Source organism: Pontibacillus salipaludis, from assembly GCF_014642405.1.
GTDB lineage: Bacteria > Bacillota > Bacilli > Bacillales > BH030062 > Pontibacillus > Pontibacillus salipaludis.
Map to the genome: position 1 here is coordinate 130814 of NZ_BMIN01000006.1, position 20581 is coordinate 151394.

20 protein-coding genes are annotated in these 20581 nt (G+C 41.7%); 16 read left to right on the forward strand and 4 right to left on the reverse strand.

Annotated features, from left to right (window positions below):
• Positions 1 to 53: 53 nt before the first annotated feature.
• On the reverse strand, positions 54 to 2591 hold the full coding sequence (locus IEW76_RS08785) for a glycoside hydrolase family 31 protein (protein WP_188652922.1): 2538 nt from the start codon (positions 2589 to 2591) through the stop codon (positions 54 to 56).
• A gap of 423 nt (positions 2592 to 3014) precedes the next feature.
• Complete coding sequence (locus IEW76_RS08790; protein WP_188652924.1) at positions 3015 to 4433, reverse strand: APC family permease; 1419 nt, start codon at positions 4431 to 4433, stop codon at positions 3015 to 3017.
• 998 nt (positions 4434 to 5431) lie between these two features.
• Between IEW76_RS08790 and IEW76_RS08795 the strand changes: the two genes are divergently transcribed.
• The 3 genes from IEW76_RS08795 (at position 5432) to IEW76_RS08805 (ending at position 7356) form a co-directional block, all read left to right on the forward strand.
• Positions 5432 to 6481 (forward strand): glycosyltransferase family 4 protein, encoded by a 1050-nt coding sequence (locus IEW76_RS08795; protein ID WP_188652926.1) that lies wholly within the window; start codon positions 5432 to 5434, stop codon positions 6479 to 6481.
• A 45-nt stretch (positions 6482 to 6526) separates the two neighbouring features.
• Positions 6527 to 6694, forward strand: coding sequence for a hypothetical protein (locus IEW76_RS08800; protein ID WP_188652928.1), 168 nt, complete (start codon positions 6527 to 6529; stop codon positions 6692 to 6694).
• Between the two features lie 482 nt (positions 6695 to 7176).
• Positions 7177 to 7356 (forward strand): hypothetical protein, encoded by a 180-nt coding sequence (locus IEW76_RS08805; RefSeq protein WP_188652930.1) that lies wholly within the window; start codon positions 7177 to 7179, stop codon positions 7354 to 7356.
• Positions 7357 to 7604: 248 nt separating this feature from the next.
• Here IEW76_RS08805 and IEW76_RS08810 read toward each other — a convergent pair whose 3' ends face one another.
• Positions 7605 to 8654: an LCP family glycopolymer transferase gene (locus IEW76_RS08810; protein ID WP_188652932.1), complete on the reverse strand. Its 1050-nt coding sequence runs from the start codon at positions 8652 to 8654 to the stop codon at positions 7605 to 7607.
• Positions 8655 to 8658: 4 nt separating this feature from the next.
• The gene (locus IEW76_RS08815; protein WP_188652934.1) at positions 8659 to 9309 is read right to left on the reverse strand and encodes a YigZ family protein; all 651 of its coding nucleotides are present in this window, start codon (positions 9307 to 9309) and stop codon (positions 8659 to 8661) included.
• A gap of 172 nt (positions 9310 to 9481) precedes the next feature.
• Here IEW76_RS08815 and IEW76_RS08820 point away from each other — a divergent pair, with 172 nt between their 5' ends.
• The 13 genes from IEW76_RS08820 to csrA all read left to right on the forward strand — a co-directional run bounded on the left by IEW76_RS08820 (position 9482) and on the right by csrA (position 20562).
• Entirely contained in the window at positions 9482 to 10618 is a 1137-nt protein-coding gene (locus IEW76_RS08820; protein ID WP_188652936.1) for a sensor histidine kinase, read from the forward strand.
• A 176-nt stretch (positions 10619 to 10794) separates the two neighbouring features.
• Entirely contained in the window at positions 10795 to 11490 is a 696-nt protein-coding gene (locus IEW76_RS08825; RefSeq protein WP_188652938.1) for a response regulator, read from the forward strand.
• 673 nt (positions 11491 to 12163) lie between these two features.
• The gene (gene fakB / locus IEW76_RS08830; RefSeq protein WP_188652940.1) at positions 12164 to 13006 is read left to right on the forward strand and encodes a DegV family protein; all 843 of its coding nucleotides are present in this window, start codon (positions 12164 to 12166) and stop codon (positions 13004 to 13006) included.
• Between the two features lie 357 nt (positions 13007 to 13363).
• Complete coding sequence (locus tag IEW76_RS08835) at positions 13364 to 14782, forward strand: ATP-dependent helicase ComFA (protein ID WP_229721176.1); 1419 nt, start codon at positions 13364 to 13366, stop codon at positions 14780 to 14782.
• Positions 14783 to 15448, forward strand: coding sequence for a ComFC family protein (locus IEW76_RS08840; protein ID WP_188652942.1), 666 nt, complete (start codon positions 14783 to 14785; stop codon positions 15446 to 15448).
• 76 nt (positions 15449 to 15524) lie between these two features.
• Positions 15525 to 15926, forward strand: a complete 402-nt coding sequence (locus tag IEW76_RS08845; protein ID WP_188652944.1) for a TIGR03826 family flagellar region protein — start codon at positions 15525 to 15527, stop codon at positions 15924 to 15926.
• Between the two features lie 82 nt (positions 15927 to 16008).
• Positions 16009 to 16272: a flagellar biosynthesis anti-sigma factor FlgM gene (gene flgM, locus IEW76_RS08850; protein WP_188652946.1), complete on the forward strand. Its 264-nt coding sequence runs from the start codon at positions 16009 to 16011 to the stop codon at positions 16270 to 16272.
• Positions 16273 to 16288: 16 nt separating this feature from the next.
• Complete coding sequence (locus IEW76_RS08855) at positions 16289 to 16786, forward strand: flagellar protein FlgN (RefSeq protein ID WP_188652948.1); 498 nt, start codon at positions 16289 to 16291, stop codon at positions 16784 to 16786.
• Positions 16787 to 16804: 18 nt separating this feature from the next.
• The gene (flgK, locus tag IEW76_RS08860; RefSeq protein WP_188652950.1) at positions 16805 to 18349 is read left to right on the forward strand and encodes a flagellar hook-associated protein FlgK; all 1545 of its coding nucleotides are present in this window, start codon (positions 16805 to 16807) and stop codon (positions 18347 to 18349) included.
• 17 nt (positions 18350 to 18366) lie between these two features.
• Positions 18367 to 19245 carry a flagellar hook-associated protein FlgL gene (gene flgL / locus IEW76_RS08865; RefSeq protein WP_188653042.1) on the forward strand — a complete coding sequence of 293 codons (879 nt, stop codon included), beginning with the start codon at positions 18367 to 18369 and terminating at the stop codon, positions 19243 to 19245.
• 49 nt (positions 19246 to 19294) lie between these two features.
• Positions 19295 to 19888 (forward strand): DUF6470 family protein, encoded by a 594-nt coding sequence (locus IEW76_RS08870; RefSeq protein ID WP_188652952.1) that lies wholly within the window; start codon positions 19295 to 19297, stop codon positions 19886 to 19888.
• A gap of 13 nt (positions 19889 to 19901) precedes the next feature.
• Entirely contained in the window at positions 19902 to 20348 is a 447-nt protein-coding gene (fliW, locus tag IEW76_RS08875; protein ID WP_188652954.1) for a flagellar assembly protein FliW, read from the forward strand.
• Entirely contained in the window at positions 20335 to 20562 is a 228-nt protein-coding gene (csrA, locus tag IEW76_RS08880) for a carbon storage regulator CsrA (RefSeq protein WP_188652956.1), read from the forward strand. The genes fliW and csrA overlap by 14 nt, the downstream gene beginning before the upstream one ends.
• Positions 20563 to 20581: the final 19 nt, after the last annotated feature.

Here is a 20581-nt window from a genome sequence, read left to right on the forward strand (position 1 = left end):
CGGTACTTATTATCTGTTAAAAATGTTAAAGAAAGATAAGGGTGTTGTCCTTCTTATTTGCCACTAAAGATTTTAACTTTGTGACGCGTATCAGCAGGCACATTTACATAAAGTGTGCTTGTTTCCTCATCATAGAAGTACGTTTCTTGCTGTGCTTTTACTTCTTCTACAGAAGAAACTTCAGCGTATTTCGCTCGAGCTGCTTTGATTTTCTTCGGTGCTTTTTCATTGTTTAACTTAAGTGTGTAAGAGTCTAGTTCACTATCGTAACCCGTTGCTTCTTTCTCTTGGGTGAACTCAATGTGCTTCCCTTTACGGACCACATTTAAGTTCGTGATGTTGTACTCGCCGTCTTTGTAATCGATCGTAGCACCATCATCTTCATAGAAGGAGTAGCTCGCTTCTTCTGCTAGGTACGTATCAAGTACAAGGTTTTCAAGAGGCAACTCATCCGTGTACTGTTGTACTTCGCGAGTAGGGATCATAGCGTCCTTCTTCACGTAAATTGGCAGGTGATCAAGTTCAGCTGCTGTATGAATCGTTTGGCCGCCTTGATACTCATCTCCAGTCCAATAATCTACCCATGTTTCACCTTTAGGAAGGTAAACATCGCGCTCTGTCTGTCCTTCTTTCACGACAGGAGCAAGCATCATTTCCTCACCGAACATGAACTGATCGCTAATGTCGTACGTGTTCTCATCTTCTTGGAACTGGTACACAAGCGGCTGTTGAACAGGGGAGCCTGTTTCAGCTGCTTCTACGAATGTGTTGTATAGGTAAGGCATTAGCTTATAGCGCATTTCGATGTACTTCTTACTGATGTCTTCTACTTCTTGACCGAAAGCCCAAGGCTCTTGTCCTTGTTTTACCGCTGCTTTCGAATCACTATCGTAGTGGACGCGAGAGAATGGAAGGAACGCGCCGACTTCGATCCAACGAGCGTACATTTCAGCGTCTGGACGATCTGCGAAACCACCAATATCATTACCAACGAATGGCTGACCAGAAAGCCCAACGTTTGCGTTCATTGGAATCGACATTTGCAGGTGATCCCACTGACTTACGTTGTCTCCTGTCCAAAGAGCTGCATAACGCTGAGTACCTGCATACATATCACGAGTTAAAACGAACGGACGCTCTTCAGGATTGTGCTGCAGCGCGCCTTCGTACGTTGCTTCTGCTTCGTCATGACCATAAAGGTTGTGATACTCTGCGTGTGTACGCTTGGTCTCACCTTCACCGAATGTTACATCTAGTGGAGCTGTGTGATATGGACCATCAAATACAGCCGGTTCGTTCATGTCGTTCCATATTCCGTCGATTCCTTGATCGTAAAGGATTTCAGAGTGATCTGCCCACCAGTTACGAACTTCTTCTTTAGAGAAGTCAGGGAACACAGAATCTCCAGGCCAAACTTCACCTACGAAATTGGTCCCGTCTGGATTTTTCGCCCAATAATCGTTCGCTGTTCCTTCGTCGTACATGAAGTAACCTGGATCTTTTTTAACGGCTGGATCATTGATCGCAATTTTGTGGAAGTTCATACTATCTAGATTGTTATGAAGTTCTTCACTCGCGTAATCGTCAGCCCATGTATAGACGCGGTACTCATCCATGTAGTCGATGTCAAAGTGCATTGTATCTAATGGAATTTCTTTCTCACGGTATGTTTTAGCTACGCTTTCGATCTCTTCAGCTGTGTAACCCCATTTACTTTGGTGAAGCCCAAGTGTCCACTTAGCTGGTTTCTCCATTTTTCCTGTAAGTTCTGTGTAACGATCTAACACATCTTGAATTTCAGGTCCGTACATGAAGTAGTACGTTAACTTCCCGTCATCTGCGTAGAAGTAGTAGTAATCGTCACTTTCTGAAGCCATTTCAAAATAAGAACGGTTGGTGTTATCGAAAAAGATTCCGTACGCTTTATCATTTTTCAGACCCATGAAGAATGGGATGGACGTGTAAAGATACTTCGTGTCTGTCTGATACGCGTAAGCATCTGTGTTGAACATACCAATGCTCTCACCGCGTTGGTTCACGTTAAGGCCAGCTTGTTCACCGAAACCGTAGAATGCTTCGTCTTTATTTGTCTTCTTGTAAACGTATGGCTTGTCTTCATCGTACCCAGCACCGTTTTGCATGTAATCTTCGTTAATAACGTTGCCTTCTTTATCAAGGAACTTTACGCCAAACGGCTGCTTTTTAATCTTAACTGTAATTTCATCAGTAGAAAGGGTTACAACATTTTCATCCTCTTCTACGTCAAAAGAGGGAGCGTCCCATTCTTTCTTCGCAATTCCTTCAGAGAAGTACTCTTCTTCTCCTTGCTCAAGGATTGAAACCTTCGCCATATCTTCGGCGAATAAACGTATGTAGGCTTCTTTCTGGTCCGTTAGGGTTAATTTCACACCGTCTTCTAGTTGCTCAACGGATTGAACTTCCATTTGCTTCTTAACATTTTCTTGATTCAGTTCTTGGTCGGGATGTGGTTGTGTCACGGCTAGAACATTAGGTGCCGCTGCAGTGAATACCGTTGCAGCAATTGCCGTTGTAGCGAATAAGCGGGTCAGGCGCTTAGATGGTTTGTACATGTGATCTGTCACCTCTTAATAGTAGAATTTTTTGTGTAGATTCGTTCTGTGCAATCGATTGCCTTACTAATATATAGGGGTTTTACAAGTGTTGCAACATCTGTAATCGTTCTGAAACATAGGGGCATAAAGGACTACTAGCTTGTACTGACAGCAATGGAACCGATTGCACTGTAAGAATAGTGATCACAACATAAAATACAAAATCATCCTAAAGACTTAAATGTAAACCCGCCTTAACAAAACTAAGGACTAAAGCAACACTGCAGTGAAAGAAAGCGTGCCAGACACCCTGCAGTCTTCTAAAGCACTGCAGGGTGTCTGGCACGCTGTGATTCTCTAAAGAGTTGAAGGGTGTCTGGCACCCTTTAACTCTGTAAAGGGATAAAAAGAGCCAACCGCTGGGCGGTTGGCTCGTGGGTTTTACTTATTCTGTGGAATTTCTTCTTTCTCTGTAATTAAATAGTTCAATTCTTTGCGTGGTATAGCATTGTATTCTTTCTGTTTAAAGAGATAGAAGAGAAGTCCTAGTCCTGCCCATACAGCTAATGCGATGTAGGATGGTGCAGATAGAGAAGAATCTAAGAACCACATTGTAAGTAAGAAGAAGAATGTGGCCGCACTGATAATCCCTAAAGTAGCAAAGGTTTTCTGAACTTTTGAGTTCGACATACGGAATGCTGTAGCACAGCAATAGAAGTATGCAATGGTTACACCAATGGATGACATATCAACGATCCATAGCAGCACTTCACGTCCAAACCAAGGAGCAATTAAGCACAAGAGCGATGTGAAGATAATTCCAACGTATGGTGTATTGTATTTCGGGTGTAGACGGTGGAACATTTGTGGTAAAACACGAGCACGTCCCATCGCAAACATTAAGCGGCTTGAAGATAGATAGAATCCGTTTAAGCCTGTGAAAATACCCATGATTAATGCAGTCGCGATAATAAATATGCCAAGGCGACCGAATATACTATCAATAGCATCACCAGTTGCCCATGCAGAAGCAGATCCGGCTAGCTCTTGCCATGGAGCTAAACTAGAAACGGTAAGCACCATAACAGAATAAGCAAGGCCAGCAGCAAGCAATGCGTAGACGATTAATTTAAATGCCTTGTTAGGAGGAAAATCGAATTCCTCTGCAGCCTGCGGAATATTATCAAATCCAAGATAGGCCCAAGGAGTTATAGCTACAATGGCCAAGATCGATGCGATAGCTGGTTTACTTGGATCAATAAGTGGCTGCATATTAGATGCAGTCGCTTGATCGCTTACAATCGCTCCGATCGCAAGTAAAATGACTCCAGATAGTAAGACCATTGTGAAAATAAATTGAGAACGACCAGAAAAGCTGGCGCCTCGGATATTTAAGAAAGCAAAAACAATTAATGTAACAGTAGAAATGATGATCTCACCGAGATAAACGTCCCAACCTGCAATCGTATATAGGGGAACGATCTTTACAACACTCGGGAATAAGAACTTACCTAGTAAGGCAAGAGCCGAGGAATTTAATGCAACTGTACATATGTAACCAAGCGTTAAGAACCACCCTGCAACGAAAGCATGGGTTCTGCCAAAACCAATATAAGCATAAGCAAATTCTCCCCCTGATACAGGGAATTGTTTAATGAGAAATCCGTAGCTTACACCGATTACTGTCATTAGTATAGCTCCCAACAAGAAACCAATGACTACTGGTAATGGTCCATTGCCCGCAAGCCAATCTGTCGGTAGTACAAAAGCACCCCACCCAACGGCGGAACCAAATGCAATTGCCCAAACCCAGTGGGGCTTCAGGGTCTTATCTAATTTCTTCCTCTGTGGTTGTCCCATTTTCTAATAAAAGCCTCCTAATAAAATAGCGTGCTTAATATTATACTCGAATCATTCCGATGTGTGTCAATCAATGTATAGGCTGTTCTAAACGAAATACATTCGGTATAGTCCCTTCCCTACCATTAACCTAGTTTTTTCTTAAATAAACTAAAATATTTATAAAATCCAGTGCATTTTTGGTGAATAGTAATAGTTAAGATTGATTTTATTATAAAAAAATAAAGTGCACACAAATAATTTTCTTTTTATGCTTAAATTTAGGTTTAATGTAAAGTTTTTTTGGAAATAAACAAATTTGGATTCTACTCTGAGGAGGGCTCTTATATAATAAGGTATTTTGAGGAAATTCACACTAAAAGTATACGATTCAGAAACGTCTCAAAATGAAACGGTGAATACGAGTTGGATGCCGGGGGAAATTCTACATTTTTCCCTTTTTTTTCAGAAAGCATAGAATTTCTTTAACCACTCATGGTAGTATTAATTCTAGTTAATATCGGTAGAATTTTATGAAATTTAAATTAAAATAGTTTCTTGATATGCTAGATCTATACGGCGTTGAGCCAGTCACATTATGGAAAGGAATAGTCTGTTGTAAGTTCTGGTTAAAGATATAACGCTAGAAAGAGAGTATTATATTTCTACGTAGTGAAAAATATTGTACTTAAACAGTCATAAAAGTGTCTTGGATCATGAATTTTATACATAAATGAAAAATTAATGAAACTATGAAGGGTTGTATACGTCTACCTTATAAGAACAAATTTCCTCATAATTTTGCATTTTTATCTCATTTTGAAGAGAAACGTCGTTTGATTTTCAAGAAAATAAGGAAAGAAATATATACATTCGATATTCTAGCTATAACGCAGATGTGTTATAATCCTAAAGGTAGTTTTAAACGGAAATGTGAATGATATTCATTAATTTGGAAAGTAAGTATTGCTGTGTGGTTTTATAAAAATGGACATACTAGAACCGAGGAGGGTCTTTAAATGGAATATAAGGCCTTAATATTATGCTTTATTGCTTCAATCCTCATCACACCATTGGTGAAGAAGTTAGCTGTTAAAATTGGAGCGACGGATAAACCTAATGAACGAAAAGTACACCAAAAATTGATGCCGCGATTAGGTGGATTAGCTATATTCTTAAGCTTCGTTGCTGGTGTTCTTATCTTTTTCCCGGATTCAGGTTATACTTGGCCACTTGTTATAGGGAGCACTATAATAATTGTGACTGGTGTACTCGATGATATGAAAGAACTTTCCCCTAAGTGGAAAATTGCGGGGCAACTTGCAGCTGCAATTATTGTAGTTCAGGTCGGTAATGTAAAAGTTGAATACATCAACTTGCCATTTGGAGATACGCTCCAGTTCGGCTGGATGAGTATACCGATTACAATTGTTTGGATTGTAGGGATTACCAATGCCATCAATTTAATTGATGGACTTGATGGACTTGCAGCTGGTGTTTCCTCTATAGCCTTGTTAACCATATCAGGTATGGCGATTGTCATGGGGGACTTCTTTGTATCAATGATCGGACTAATTACACTTGGAAGCACATTAGGTTTCCTGATATACAACTTTTATCCAGCAAAGATCTTTATGGGCGATACTGGTGCCTTATTCTTAGGTTTTATTATCAGTGTCCTCTCCTTACTCGGGTTTAAGAACATTACCTTATTCTCGTTCATTATCCCAGTTATTATTCTAGGCGTTCCAATTTCCGATACGATTTTCGCTATAGTGAGAAGGTTTGTACAGCGCAAACCGCTATCCTCACCGGATAAATCTCACTTGCACCATTGCTTACTGCGATTAGGGTACAGTCATCCAGAAACGGTACTGATGATTTATGCAATGGCTGCGCTCTTTAGTTTAGCGGCAGTTATTTTCTCGCAGGCGACGATGTTTGGATCATTATTTGTTCTATTCACCTTGCTCATCTTAATTGAGCTGGTAGTAGAGTTGACTGGATTGATTAGTCAAAATTACCGTCCAATCTTAAACTTAATTCGTGATTATCGTACTAAACGATAATGGTTAAAAGCATCACCTTTGCTTCATGTAAAGGTGATGCTTTTTTTGTTATGGGATTGGCGGGCGGAATGTGCTAAAGAGCGTTTGTCTTCTTTGACAAGTGGTACTGTTAAAAATCATCTTAGGACAGTGAGTGATCAGGATGATATGGAGAACGAAGATGCAATTGTTACCGGTAGTGGCCATAACGGATTAGTGTCAGCCATTTCTTAGGGAGATGCCGATTCTTGAGTGCGTCAAACTGCCCCCCCATTTCATTTCCCATGTGCAAATGGAGCTTCCTTATTTTGACGCAAGAAAGCAGATCTTTAAAATGTACCGCCATTTTAAAGTAAGTGGTCTGCTTGAACTTTGGAGTCAGTTGCTGAAGTACCCCGGGTAAGTTTTTAGATAGTTGGTTCACTGAGAAGGAAGTGAAATCTCTAATTGTCCCATGGGGATTTCCCTTGATTTTGCTCCAGGTGTATCAAACGGAGTGGTATTTCCTATCTTAGAATCGTTCATGAATCAGCACAATCGTATGGGCTTCTCTAAAGGTGGGAGCGGAAAGCTCATCGAGAGTTTGATTGGGGGGGATTGAAGAAAGAGGAGGAGCGAACAGAGGCGGACGTGGATGAAATCCTTGTTGCGAACGGGAAAGCAGTTATCGGGAATGGCAGGCCTACGCAACTTATTACACGTTAAATGTACGTGAAGTGATTTCCGGTAAGCACGTTATTCCATCAAATGACTTAGAAGCGGACAACCACAATTTAGTTGGAAGGGACGGCGGGAGCGGTGGCCATCACCTTCATCAAAACTATGCAATTCGTCCTGTTCCTGGTTATTTGAAATACCATACACCAATCGATCAATCGATCAACTGTATATGGTAGGAGCTGCTTGGCTGGAGCAGGACTTAATGCAACCTTTGGTTATTTATTAGATGAAAGTTATTGAAATAGGGCGGGATTTTGAGTTTTCCCGGGAAATAATCTGTCTAACGATGAGAAATATTCGCGTATGTTGTCTTTGTAATGTATGAAGTAGATTTAACATTCGCGGTTTTGCATATTTGTGTCGATATTTAAAGAGGTAGCGGGAGTGGTCTCCTCGCTACCTTTTCTCTGTGAAAATATATTCATTAATAATTCTCATTATTCTCTTCTGAATCGGAAGGAGAATTCCGTGCATAAGAGTTGTCCTCTTCTTTCTTCTCATCAATTGTGTCTGGAGTTTGATCTAGATCCAAGTGTGTCTGTAGTTCGTTTTTAATCGAAGCTAGGCTGTCATCATATACCTTGAAGTAATACAGATCGTCAATAAACGTCCCCTCACCATCTAACTGCATGGTTTCGAATGAAATATTCCTGTTTAGTACATATTCATGTAAAGCGCTCATTTCATCAAAGCTCATATTTGTTTTCATGTTCGCGCCAATTGAATCGATTAAAGAACCATATTTTGTGATGGACTTTACGTCTGCGGCTTCATCTACAATCGATTTTAAAATCCTCATTTGACGCTTGCCGCGAGCCTGGTCACTGTCATATTGTCGGGAGCGTGCAAGGGCCAGTGCTTCTTCACCGTTTATTTCTTGCGTTCCTTCATCAAGTTTAATTGCTCCTTGAATATCCTCGCTATTCTTCTCTGAGAATGCAAAGGGTACATCATATTCAATTCCGCCCAGCGCGTCTACAGTCTCAACAAAAGCATTAAAGTTTAGACGGACATAGTAATCTACAGGTACATTGAACATATCCTCAACGGTTGATACCGCGTAATCAACTCCACCAAAAGCGTGTGCGTGCGTGATTTTATCCATCTTGTCCATTTGAGGGATATATGCGTATGAGTCTCTAGGGATGCTTACGAGTTTAATAGATTTCTCTTCCTCATTTAATGTGGCAAGGACCATAGCGTCTGAGCGGGCGTTGCTATCAAAGTCTCGCTTTTCGCTATCATCGACGCCCAACAATAATATTGAGATGTTATCCTGGTATGGATCAACCATTTCATCGCGCTTAGCGGACATATCGCCACGCTTCAGTTCTAACTGAGCACTATTGGTAGCGTTTTTGGCTTTGTCGGTTAAGTAAGCTCCGTATCCGGAAGCTACTCCAACTCCTAGTAACAAAAGAACAATAAAGGACCAAAGAAAAACCTTTTTCTTGGATGTTCTTTTACGCTTCATGACTTTAGTCTCCTTTTTCAGTCGTGACATCCGTCTCCATATAGGAAACTTCCTCTTGAGTAATCTTAGCCTGGCCACTTGTTAAGTCAACCATCCAAGATGTAAACGCATCTTCTTCGCCTTCGACTACATATACTTCTAATTCCACGTGTTCAAGGTAATTAATCCCCTTCAGAGCATATTGGCTATTGCGCAGCTCATTTTCAACCTTGCCAAGAAGTGTATAGTCTACAGTTACTTTCATTGTGCGCATTAACTGGCGTCTTACAATACCAGTCGTTTCAAGAGCTTGAGATGTCGCGCCTGAGTAAGCGCGAATGAGTCCTCCTGCACCTAGTTTAATTCCCCCGAAGTAACGGGTAACGACTACGGCAGTGTCTTTTAATTCTTTCTTCTTTAAAACATCTAAAATAGGTACACCCGCAGTGCCGCTTGGTTCGCCGTCATCGTGAGCTTTTTGTATCTGATCGTGTTCTCCTACCATATAAGCGGAGCAGTTATGAGTGGCATTACTATGCTTTTTCTTAATTTCTTGTACAAATGCTTTAGCTTCTTCTTCCGTTTCGACACGCTTTACATACCCAATAAAACGAGATTTCTGAATAACAATTTCTTCAAATCCTTCACCATTTACTGTAAGATAATTGTTTAGCATCTTGCATTTAACCTCCTAAAACTTCATTATAAAGATGTAGATGTCGAACGACAAATTATTTTGACCGTTCTTACCAAAATATAGATGAATTTCAACTTTTTTAAGAATTACCCCCAAAAATAGACATGGGCCAAACGAATGAGTATGTGAACATAGATGGAGGAGACGTTTTATGCCGGAGAGTAAAATTGGTGAAAAAGCACTTGATTCCATCATCCAAGAGATGATCGATACTGTGACGAATAGTAAAGATGAAATATTTCAAATCGGCGAGCAGTCCCGAAATGAGTTCGAACAGCTTGATCGTGAACTAAATGATACGAAAAAGCAAGTTGTTGAAATTATAGATGCGGGAGATTCGCTTGAGCGACAAGTGCGTTTCTCAAGGATGCGATTGTCAGAAGTTAGTAAGCACTTCGACCGTTACTCAGAACAGGAAATTCGCGAAGTGTATGAACAGACGCATCAACTCCAAATGCAACTTTCCGTTAAGCGTGAGCAGGAAAAACAACTAAGAGAACGAAGAGATGAATTAGAACGTCGCTTAAGAAAACTTGAAGATACGGTCGAACGTGCCGATGCATTAGGTGGGAAGATATCAGTTGTTCTTAACTACTTAAATGACGACTTTAGACAAGTGTCAGAGGCATTGGAGGATGCGAAAGAAAAGCAAGCGTTTGGTCTTCAAATTATTGAAGCTCAAGAAGAAGAGCGTCGTCGTTTGTCGAGGGAAATCCACGACGGACCTGCTCAGATGCTCGCAAACGTTATGCTTCGTTCTGACTTAATCGATCGTACTTTCAGGCAAAGAGGCGTTAATGAGGCTCTTAAAGAAATTAAGGAAGTGCGTGGCATGGTTCGGTCTGCGCTCTATGAAGTGCGTCGCATCATTTATGATTTGAGACCGATGGCCTTAGATGATTTAGGGTTAGTGCCAACGCTAAAAAAATACTTAGCCACAATTGAAGAATACAATAATATGGACATTCCATTCACAGCTTATGGAGAAGACAAACGTCTAGATCCTAAATATGAAGTAGCACTATTTCGACTCGTACAAGAAGCAGTCCAGAACGCTGTGAAGCACGCAGAGGCTTCTAAAATCGAAGTGAAATTCGAACTGAAGCGTTCTCTTGTCAATATTATTGTTAAAGATGATGGGCGAGGATTCGACACAAGCCAAAAGAAAGAGAAGTCATTTGGGCTTGTGGGCATGAAAGAAAGGGTAGAGATGCTAGACGGAGAGATATCAATTGATTCCAAGCTAGGATCCGGAACAATCATTATGATTCAAGTTCCCTTAAACTAAATAGAAAACTATATTCTACCAATCTTTTGTATTATAATAGAAAAAAAGTAATGGTTACGAATAAGTGATTAGTATTCCCATCCGAGACGATTGTGCGACGCGACAGGTAATGTTTAAGGATCATAGTTTAATAGAATAGTAAAATAAATGGATAATGGACACGGGAGGCTCGAGCCATGAATACGAATATAGTATTAATTGACGACCATAAATTATTTCGTGAAGGTGTAAAGCGAATTTTAGAATTTGAACCATCTTTTAATGTAGTTGCTGAAGGAGACGATGGTGAATCTGCGGGAAGTCTAGTAGCAGAGCATCGTCCAGACGTTGTACTAATGGACATTAATATGCCGCAAATGAATGGTGTACAAGCAACGGCTGAATTAATTGCAAAATACCCAGATATGAAAGTCATCATTCTATCGATTCACGATGATGAGAACTATGTAACGCATGCTTTAAAGACAGGTGCTCAAGGTTATCTTCTAAAAGAGATGGATTCTGATGCCCTAATTGAAGCGATTAAAGTGGTCAGTGAAGGTGGTTCTTACCTACACCCACGAGTAACGCACAACCTAGTCAAAGAATACCGTCGTTTATCAGAAGAAGGCGGACGTGGCAGCACGAGCGGCGGTCAACAAAGCCGTACGATCGAATATCGCAAGCCTCTTCATCTGTTAACACGCCGTGAGTGTGAAGTTCTTCAATTGCTAGCAGATGGTAAGAGTAACCGTGGCGTAGCCGAGTCCCTATATATTAGCGAAAAAACGGTTAAAAACCACGTAAGTAATATCTTGCAGAAGATGAACGTAAACGACCGTACTCAGGCTGTTGTGACAGCTATTAAGAATGGTTGGGTTGAGGTACTTTAAATATTAGAAGTGCATGGAGGGCTCTGGAACCTGATTGGTTCTGGAGCCTTTTTTGTTTCCGTTTATTTTAATTTTATTCGGAGGAAGGCGGGCTGGGAAACTACTCGCTTTCCTGTGGGGAGCTGGGGAGCCTCCTCAATCGCTACGCGCTTTCCGGGGTCTCCCCTAGTTTTAAAGTGCAGGCGTGGTGCTTAGGAACGTACGGATAAGGAAGCTTTTTGGAAAAGGCGATTAGCCTTTGTAAAAAAGCTTCCTTATCTCGCTAGGTCCTCCACGCCGGGACTGGATAGGCTCTTCTGCCCACGGGAGTCTCGCAGTTTCCCAGCCCGCCTTAGCGGTAGTTGGGTTAACGGAAACATTGGGATGGGGAGGATACCAATCAAGTTCCGTTCCCATCTTTATTGCGTTGGGATGATCTTACGGGCAGCTCTCACGCTATTTAGTGGAAAGGGATTGATTACATCGATTTAAAGCTTTAGTGTATTGCAGGGTGTCTGGCACGCTGTGGTTCTGTGCTGTGGTAAAGGGAGCGAGAGTCTTTAATTTAGAGGGTGCAATGGGTGTTGAGTTAAGGTAGAATGAGGGTAGTTATACCGTTTTTTCATAACGACAAGACAACCTTCATAGGGTATACATAATTGATATTATTTGAATAAAAAGGGAGTACGATAAGATGAAAACAGCGATCTTAACCGATAGTACGGCTTACATCCCTCAGGAACTTCGTGACCGCTGGAACATCCATATGGTTCCCCTGAGTGTGACGATTGGTGGTGAAACGTACCGGGAGGAAGTTGATCTATCTACTGGTGATTTCTACGAGATGGTACGTGGTGCTCAGGAGTTACCGAAAACGTCTCAGCCTTCTATTGGTGTTGTGACGAATAAATTAGAAGAGTTATCTACGGAGTATGATGCGGTTGTGGCAATCACGCTTTCAAGTGGCATCAGTGGAACGTACCAGGCGATTGCGAGTGCGGATGATATGGTTGATTCTATTGATCTTCACGTATTCGATTCTGAAATAAGCTGTATGGTTCAGGGCTTTTACGTATTAGAAGCTGCCGAAATGGCTGATAATGGTGCGACACCAGAACAAATTCTAACGCGAATGAACGAGATGAAATCTTCTATACGCGCTTACTTTATGGTAGATGATTTATCACACCTGCATCGCGGTGGGCGTCTGAATGGTGCTCAAGCGATTGTGGGTAGTTTGCTTCAGGTGAAGCCTGTTCTTCATTTTGTGGATAAGGTTATTGTTCCCTTTGAGAAGATTCGTACGCGTAAGAAGGCAGTGAAGCGTGTGAAGGGCTTGTTTGAAGAGGTTGCTGACAAGGGTGAGCCGATGAAGGCTACGATTATTCATGCGAACCGGGAAGAGGATGCTCAGGAGATTTTGGATGAGCTTCAGAAGAAGTATCCGCATGTTGAGTTTGTGCTTAGTTATTTTGGGCCTGTTATTGGGACGCATCTGGGTGAGGGTGCGCTTGGTATTGGGTGGTTTGAGAAATAGATCTAGCCGTTACTTTTGTTGAGTGTTTGGGGTGGCTGGGGAACGACTCGCTTTCCGCGGGCGAGCTGTCGAGCCTCCTCGGGCAAACAACATGCCCTGCGGGGTCTCGTCGACCTCTTTCTCCCGCAGGAGTCTCCTCGTTCCCAAGCCACCCCTGGCTTTAAATGGGTTAACGGCTCCTCTTTTATTATCAAAACCCCATTTAGATTATATCCTTCATAAAACTAAGTTAAATACAATTACCATTTGCTCCCTCTTGTTAGAGCTAATTCCACTAAAACCTCTGTAAGAACGTTTTATCTTCTACTTAAATCCATTTTGTAACCACATTCTATTCATTTATAAGGAGGAATTCTCTTGATCAAACGTTTGATCAATTGGTGGGATGGACGGTATGAGAGACAATTCTCTACTATTTTTCCACCGAACTTCAGTAATCCCCATCATGAAACATCCCCTCATGCTTTATCCCTCTCTGGTAAACTTCTGCTTGAGCATCAGCTTCCTGATGATTATCGTACTCTTCTTGAAAATAAGTACTTAATAAAAATTCCTGCTATTACAAAGAAACATTTCGATTATGCGTGTAACCGTTGTGGAAATAGGGTTCAGCGTTTTTTTGCTTCGTGGCCTTGTGGGTGTGGTGCGTCTTGTGTGTATTGTCGGAAGTGTGTGCAGATGGGGCGGGTGGCTTTTTGTTCGTCGCTTTATATTTGGACGGGTACTGGGGCTTTTTTTCCTCGAATAAGTGAGGCTTGTGCTTGGGAGGGGGAGCTTTCGCGGTATCAGGGTGTTGCTTCTGATCGGATTATGGAGGCTGTTGATGGGCGATCTCGTCTCCTTGTTTGGGCGGTTTGTGGGGCGGGGAAGACGGAGATGTTGTTTGCTGGGCTTGAGAAGGCGTTTGCTGATGGGAAGCGGGTGTGTCTTGCTACTCCGAGGGCTGATGTGGTGAGGGAGTTGAAGCCTCGGTTTGAGAGTGCGTTTCCTGATGTTACGATAGTTGCTCGGTATGGGGGGAGTGAGGAGGTGGATGAGGGGGCTCAGTTCCTCTTAGCTACGACTCACCAACTGCTCTATTATGCTCGAGCTTTTGATGTGATGATCATTGATGAAGTGGATGCTTTTCCGTACCACGCTGATCCTATGTTACCTTACTCCACCGCAAGGGCTTTGAAAACTGATTCTACCCTCATTTATCTCACTGCTACGCCTCGTTTAGACCTCAAAATTCGTTCTCACCTTAAACTACTTCCCACCGTTTTTGTTCCTCAACGATTTCATGGTCATCCTTTGCCTGTTCCAGTCTTTCTTGCCAGCTTTGATCTTAAGAAACGAGTCGTTCCGAAGGCGTTGAAAGTTTGGCTTGATGAGAAGAAGAGAACTGGGCGTCGTGTGCTTCTTTTTGCTCCGACGATTGAAAAAGCAGAGAAATTGAAAGGTGAGTTACCTGGTAGTATATCTGCTCACAGTGAGGATCCGGATCGGGAGGACAAAATCGGGCGCTTTCGACAAAAAGAAGTGGATTTTCTTATTACCACGACGATCCTTGAGCGGGGTGTTACGTTTCCGTCTATTGATGTGGCTGTGCTTGATGCTAGTCATGACGTTTTTGATGAAGCGGCACTTGTTCAAATTGCAGGGCGAGCTGGGAGGAGTCCGGAAGATCCGGATGGAGATGTGGTTTTCTTTCATGATGGGGCATCTGATGCGATGGTGAATGCTCGTGATTCGATACGGAAGATGAATAAGCTGGCTGAGAAGGGACTGAAATAGATGCACTGCTTGTGGTGTGACCAGGAAATCATTAAGGATCTGAACTGGAACAATCTTTTTCAACTTCCGAGGGATGAGGTGCTATGCGAGGGTTGTAAGAAAGAGATGCACCTCCTTAAGGGGCCTTATTGTCCGAAGTGTTCGCGTGAGACGGATGGAGGAGAGGTCTGTCATGACTGCACGCGCTGGGGCGAAGCGCCTCTTGAGAAGAATACGTCCCTTTATCGATATAACACATTTTTGAAAGAAATGATCGCTAAATGGAAATATCGTGGTGATTATATTCTAGTCGATATATTTAAAGAGGATTTCAGGAAGTGGTTCAAGGCTTTGAAGATCTCTAAGGGTGCGGTACTTGTTCCGATTCCTCTATCTGAAGAACGGTTTACGGAAAGGGGCTTTAATCAGTCAGAATCTCTAGCTAGATTGTTACCTCTGGAAACAGCAAATCCTTTGCACCGCGTTCACTCTGAAAAGCAATCAAAGAAATCTCGTTTTGATAGGATGACGACAGAAAATCCTTTCACGATCACAACCTCCATTACTCAACCAGTAGTACTTATAGACGATATCTATACAACTGGACGAACGCTTCAGCATGCGGCAAAGCTTCTAAAAGAAGCGGGAGCACCAAGTGTAGTTTCTTTCACGTTAATCCGTAGTTAACTAAAAAACCCCTTTCGAATCTCAAGAAATTGTCGATATAAAAACTAGACAGAGAGAAAAAGGGAGGACTACGGTTATGGGAGAGTTATCAAATTGCACGCGCTGTAACGCGTTATTTGTAAAAAATGTGAAGGATATTTGCCAGGATTGCTATAAAGAAGAAGGGGCACAGTTTGATCTGGTGTATAAGTATGTACGGAAGCAAAAGAACCGGTCGGCCACGCTTGATCAAGTTTCAAATGCAACTGGGGTGGAGAAGGACCTTATTATGAAGTTTGTGAAAGAGCAGCGATTACGGACATCAATGTTTCCGAATTTGGCATATCCGTGTGAGCGGTGTCAAACGTTGATCTCAGATGGTAAAATATGTGGTGAATGCTCAGAGGATATTCGAAGTGACCTCGAGCAGGAAGAAAAGGTTGAAAGTCTTAAGAGAGAAGATAAAAAAGCAACGACATATTACAATTTTGAGAAATAAGACTCACTTAACAAATCCGTTTTTATACCGATATAAAGGGTAGACTCTTTACACGGATCGAAAAAAAAAAGAGGTGAGCGGAATGAAAATTAATGGACCAAATCATTCAAACTTTAACCCTTACAAAAAGAACATTCAAAATCAACTACAAGCAACGGAGACGACCGCTAAAAAGGATAAAATAGAGATTTCAAACGAAGCGAAGCAAATGCAGGAACACCAGAAAGCGCAGGAGGCTCGCCAAAAGCATATAGAAGCTTTGAAGCAAAAAGTAGATTCAGGGGAATATCAGGTTGATGCGAAACAAACGGCTGAGAAGATGATCAACTTTTGGAAGCATCGCTAAAGGAGGGGTATGATACGTGTCCGTACAACCTATTTTGGAAGTGATGAAAAAGCATTACGCTTTACATGAGAGTTTATTAAATCTCTCAAAAAAGAAAACAGAAGCGCTGAAATCAGACGATATCGACACTCTTCAAGGATTGCTTGTAGAAGAGCGAAAACATATACAAGGCATTAATGGGATTGAGAATAAGCGTGCTCAATTAGTGAAGGAGTGGTTTCGGATCCACTCTCCACAAGCTGAAGAAGAAACTGTCTCTACTGTATTGGCAGTGTTACCGGATGGAAACGAGAAAGATGAGTTAGAGAATCAATTTGAGTCATTCGTAACGGTTCTTGCTCAGTTAAAAGAACAAGAACAGCTTAATACTGAACTGACTAAGCAGTCGCTTCAGTTTGTAGACCTCACACTTAATATGATTCAGCCTCAAGCAAAGGATATGAACTACGGTAATCCAAAGGGACAACAAGCGAAAAGCGGATCAAACCGTTCGATGTTTGATTCGAAAGCATAAGAGGAGAGGAGAAAGGCAATGGGTTCGACTTTTAATGGAATAGAGGTCGCCAAGCGCGCCATGTACGCGCAGCAGTCGGCTTTATATACAACAGGTCACAACATCTCAAACGCGAACACGCCAGGATACTCCAGGCAGCGTGTTAATTTCGAACAAACAGCTCCGTACCCACCAGCATCACGGAACCGTCCTGAAATTCCAGGTCAGGTTGGATCTGGTGTTGAAGCAGGTACGATCGAGCGTGTTCGGGAAAGTTTTCTAGACGCACAATTCCGTGGGGAGAATACTAAAGCTGGGTATTGGTCGACGAAGGCAGAAGCGCTTCAGAAGATGGAAGAGATTATGAATGAGCCTTCTAAGAACGGGCTTTCGAAGACGATGGATCAATTTTGGCAGTCGCTTCAGGATCTTGCGGTGAATCCGGAAGATTCGGGTGCACGTTCTGTCGTGCGTCAGCGCGGGGTAGCGGTGGCTGAGACATTTAACTACTTATCTAGCTCCTTAAAAGGGATACAGAGTGATTTTAAAAATCAGATTAATGTAACGACTAAAGAGATTAACTCCATTGCAACGCAGATTAATAATATTAACAATCAGATTGGTGAAATTGAGCCTCATGGATATCTTCCTAATGATCTATACGATGAACGAGACCGTTTAGTGGACGAGCTTTCAACATTAGCTGATATTAAAGTCACGTCTGTAAGCAGTGGAGAGTCTTCTCTTAAAATAGCTGAAGGCAAGTACAAAATCCATATTGTAGGAAATGATGGGAAAGATTTATTTAGCGGTACGTCTTTAGTAGACCCAAGTTCGGGTTCGGTTAATGCGTTGAGCTTAACGGAAGATGGTGTGAAAGATTCTGTAGACACGATCTCTCTTGGTGGAACTACTATAGATGCAGATAAATTCACTTCAACCGGGAAGTTTCAAAGTTTGGTAGAGGCTCACGGATATGAGGATGAGAATGGGAATGGGAATGAAGCAGGCTTGTATCCTGGTATGTTAACAGAACTAGATAACATGGCTTATACATTTGCTGAAGAATTTAACAAAGTACATAAAAGCGGGGAAAGCCTTCACGAAATTGATAATTCAGGCTCACCTGATATTGCATTCTTTAAAGAAGGAATTGCTCGGGATGGCTTTGCGAGTAATATGGAAGTTTCCCAAAAAATTATGAACAGCGTAAGTAACATTGCTGCAGCCAGTACAGAAGCTAAAGGTGACGGAGATAATGCTCTAAATCTTGCTGCTGTAGGATCAACGAATCTCGACTATGACAATACAGGCAGTGCCTCTGACTTTACGAGCTATTACGAAGGTGTAATAGGAGAGATGGCGGTACAATCTCAGGAAGCTCGTCGTTTAGAAGGAAACTCTGAAACGTTGAAACAATCAGTGGAAGAGCGCCGTCAGTCAGTAAGCGGCGTTTCTTTAGATGAAGAGATGTCTAACATGATCAAGTATCAGCACGCTTATAATGCAGCTGCGCGTAACTTAACAACGATTGATGAAATGCTAGATAAAGTCATTAACGGCATGGGCCGAGTCGGAAGGTAGGTGAGTGATGAATGGCAATTCGTGTGACGCAAAGTATGTTAACGAACAACATGCTGAGCAATATGAGTAAGAGTTATGAGCAGATGGGGAAGTACCAGGAGCAGCTTTCTACTGGTAAGAAGATCAGTCGCCCTTCAGATGATCCGGTTGTAGCCATGAAAGGCATGAACTACCGTACGCAATTGACGGAGATTGAGCAGTTTCAACGTAATATCGGAGAGGTTCATAATTGGATGGAGAACTCGGATGCTGCCCTTGATAAAACGACTAAGGCACTGCAACGGTTGCGTGAGTTAGCAGTACAATCGAGTAATGGTACTTACGAAACAGGGCAACGAGAGAACATAGCTGAAGAAGTAAAACAGTTGAAGGATCACTTAAAAGACTTGGCTAATACAAAGGTGAATAACAAATACATTTTTAACGGGAAGAACACTACGGAAGCTCCGGTATCAGTTAATCAGACTGATGGTAGCTTGGTCAAAAACTTCAATACTGAATCGGTGAATATTGAGGTCTCAAAAGCTACTAAGCTAAATGTTAATATAGACGGTAACGAAGTTTTCGGTAAAGATCTTTTCTCTGATATTGATCAATTTGTTTCCAACCTAAACTCTGGAAAAGACCTTGGTGATTCAATTACAGCTATGGATGATAACATAAATAATGTTGTTAATACTCGAGCTGATCTTGGAGCTCGTATGAACCGAGTCGAGCTTGTTGAAGATCGTCTTTCTAGCCAAGAAGTAATGGCGAACAGAATTCTATCAGATAACGAAGATGCTGAACTTGAAAAGGTTATTACGAAATTAAAGACACAGGAAAGCATTCATCGTGCAGCATTAAGTGTAGGAGCTCGTGTTATTCAACCTACATTAATGGATTTTCTAAGATAAGCTATCTGATCATCAGATAGCTTTTTTACTCTATTCAGAGGTGACCTATATGAAAACTCCTCAAATACGAATTCAATCCACTCCTGCTAAGCTAGGGTTAACAATCCAAAATGCTAAGCATACCTACAATCAACCTAAAACAGAACAACACATCGAGCAGCCAAAAGCAGGTGTTTCGATTAAGCGAGAGCCTCCTAAGTTATCTATTGATCAAACAAAGGCATGGCAAAACATTGGACTTAAAAGTGTCTTTGTCCGTGCCGAAGAATATGCAAACCATGCTAAACAAAAAGGGTTAGAACATATTGCAACTATGGCGCAAGAAGGTGATGAGTTGATGAGAATTGAAAGCGGGGGTAACTCAATTGCATCTCAAGCCAAAAGGATGATTGATGGGCTATGGGAGTTCAATATCCAGCCTGGTGGTCTTCCAGCTTATGACTTGGTTGACGTCTCGTTTGAGACTGGCGGAGCAAATATAGATGTTCAACGGAAGGAACCAATACTAAAAGCAACAAAGCGTGGCCCTGAATTTAAATATGAGCGTGGTCAAGTGACACCTCAAATAGAACAATATTCAGATGTGAAAATTGATTTTGACATTCTTAAATTTAAGGGAGACCGATTTGAAACGAATATATAAGAAGTGGTGAGTTATGAATATTCAAACGAAATATTTTGGAGAAGTAGAAGTTAATCGTGATAAAGTTATTCATTTTCCTAATGGGTTACCTGGGTTTGAGCAAGAACAAGAGTTTGTGGTAATTCCTATAGATGAAGCGGGAATCTATCAGTCTATACAATCAATTATATCGGAAGAGGTTTCATTAGTGATTACCAATCCTTATGTCTTCTTTAAAGAGTATGAGTTTTCTTTAGACGACAAAACTCTAGAAACACTTGATATCCAGAATCCGTCTGACCTAGCTGTATTCACTGTTCTTACACTGCGAGAACCTTTTAGGGATACTACAGCAAACCTTCAGGCTCCTATTATTGTGAACACACGTAACCGAAAAGGGAAGCAGCTCATTTTAACAAACACTCCATACAAAACAAGGCATCTTATAGCTGAAGGCGGTGACACGGATGCTCATACTTAATAGGAAGAAAGATGAATCGATACAAATCGGGGACGATATTGAAATTAAGGTAGTTGCCGTAGAAGGTGATCAAGTGAAAATTGGTATAGAAGCTCCTCGCTCTGTAGATGTGTATCGTAAGGAGATATACATAAAGATTCAAGAAGAGAATCAGGAAGCGAGTACCGCGTCAGATGAACTTATAAATCTACTGAAAAATTTCAAAAAAGAGTAAACCTTTGTCGACACCTGCC

Coding starts and splice junctions, on each gene's coding strand:
- flgM (WP_188652946.1), top strand. CDS start 16,009: ATGAAAATTAATGGACCAAATCATTCAAACTTTAACCCTTACAAAAAG.
- IEW76_RS08825 (WP_188652938.1), top strand. CDS start 10,795: ATGAATACGAATATAGTATTAATTGACGACCATAAATTATTTCGTGAA.
- IEW76_RS08810 (WP_188652932.1), bottom strand. CDS start 8,654: ATGAAGCGTAAAAGAACATCCAAGAAAAAGGTTTTTCTTTGGTCCTTT.
- IEW76_RS08815 (WP_188652934.1), bottom strand. CDS start 9,309: ATGCTAAACAATTATCTTACAGTAAATGGTGAAGGATTTGAAGAAATT.
- IEW76_RS08870 (WP_188652952.1), top strand. CDS start 19,295: ATGAAAACTCCTCAAATACGAATTCAATCCACTCCTGCTAAGCTAGGG.
- fakB (WP_188652940.1), top strand. CDS start 12,164: ATGAAAACAGCGATCTTAACCGATAGTACGGCTTACATCCCTCAGGAA.
- IEW76_RS08795 (WP_188652926.1), top strand. CDS start 5,432: ATGGAATATAAGGCCTTAATATTATGCTTTATTGCTTCAATCCTCATC.
- csrA (WP_188652956.1), top strand. CDS start 20,335: ATGCTCATACTTAATAGGAAGAAAGATGAATCGATACAAATCGGGGAC.
- flgK (WP_188652950.1), top strand. CDS start 16,805: ATGGGTTCGACTTTTAATGGAATAGAGGTCGCCAAGCGCGCCATGTAC.
- fliW (WP_188652954.1), top strand. CDS start 19,902: ATGAATATTCAAACGAAATATTTTGGAGAAGTAGAAGTTAATCGTGAT.
- IEW76_RS08820 (WP_188652936.1), top strand. CDS start 9,482: ATGCCGGAGAGTAAAATTGGTGAAAAAGCACTTGATTCCATCATCCAA.
- IEW76_RS08790 (WP_188652924.1), bottom strand. CDS start 4,433: ATGGGACAACCACAGAGGAAGAAATTAGATAAGACCCTGAAGCCCCAC.
- IEW76_RS08845 (WP_188652944.1), top strand. CDS start 15,525: ATGGGAGAGTTATCAAATTGCACGCGCTGTAACGCGTTATTTGTAAAA.
- IEW76_RS08840 (WP_188652942.1), top strand. CDS start 14,783: ATGCACTGCTTGTGGTGTGACCAGGAAATCATTAAGGATCTGAACTGG.
- IEW76_RS08785 (WP_188652922.1), bottom strand. CDS start 2,591: ATGTACAAACCATCTAAGCGCCTGACCCGCTTATTCGCTACAACGGCA.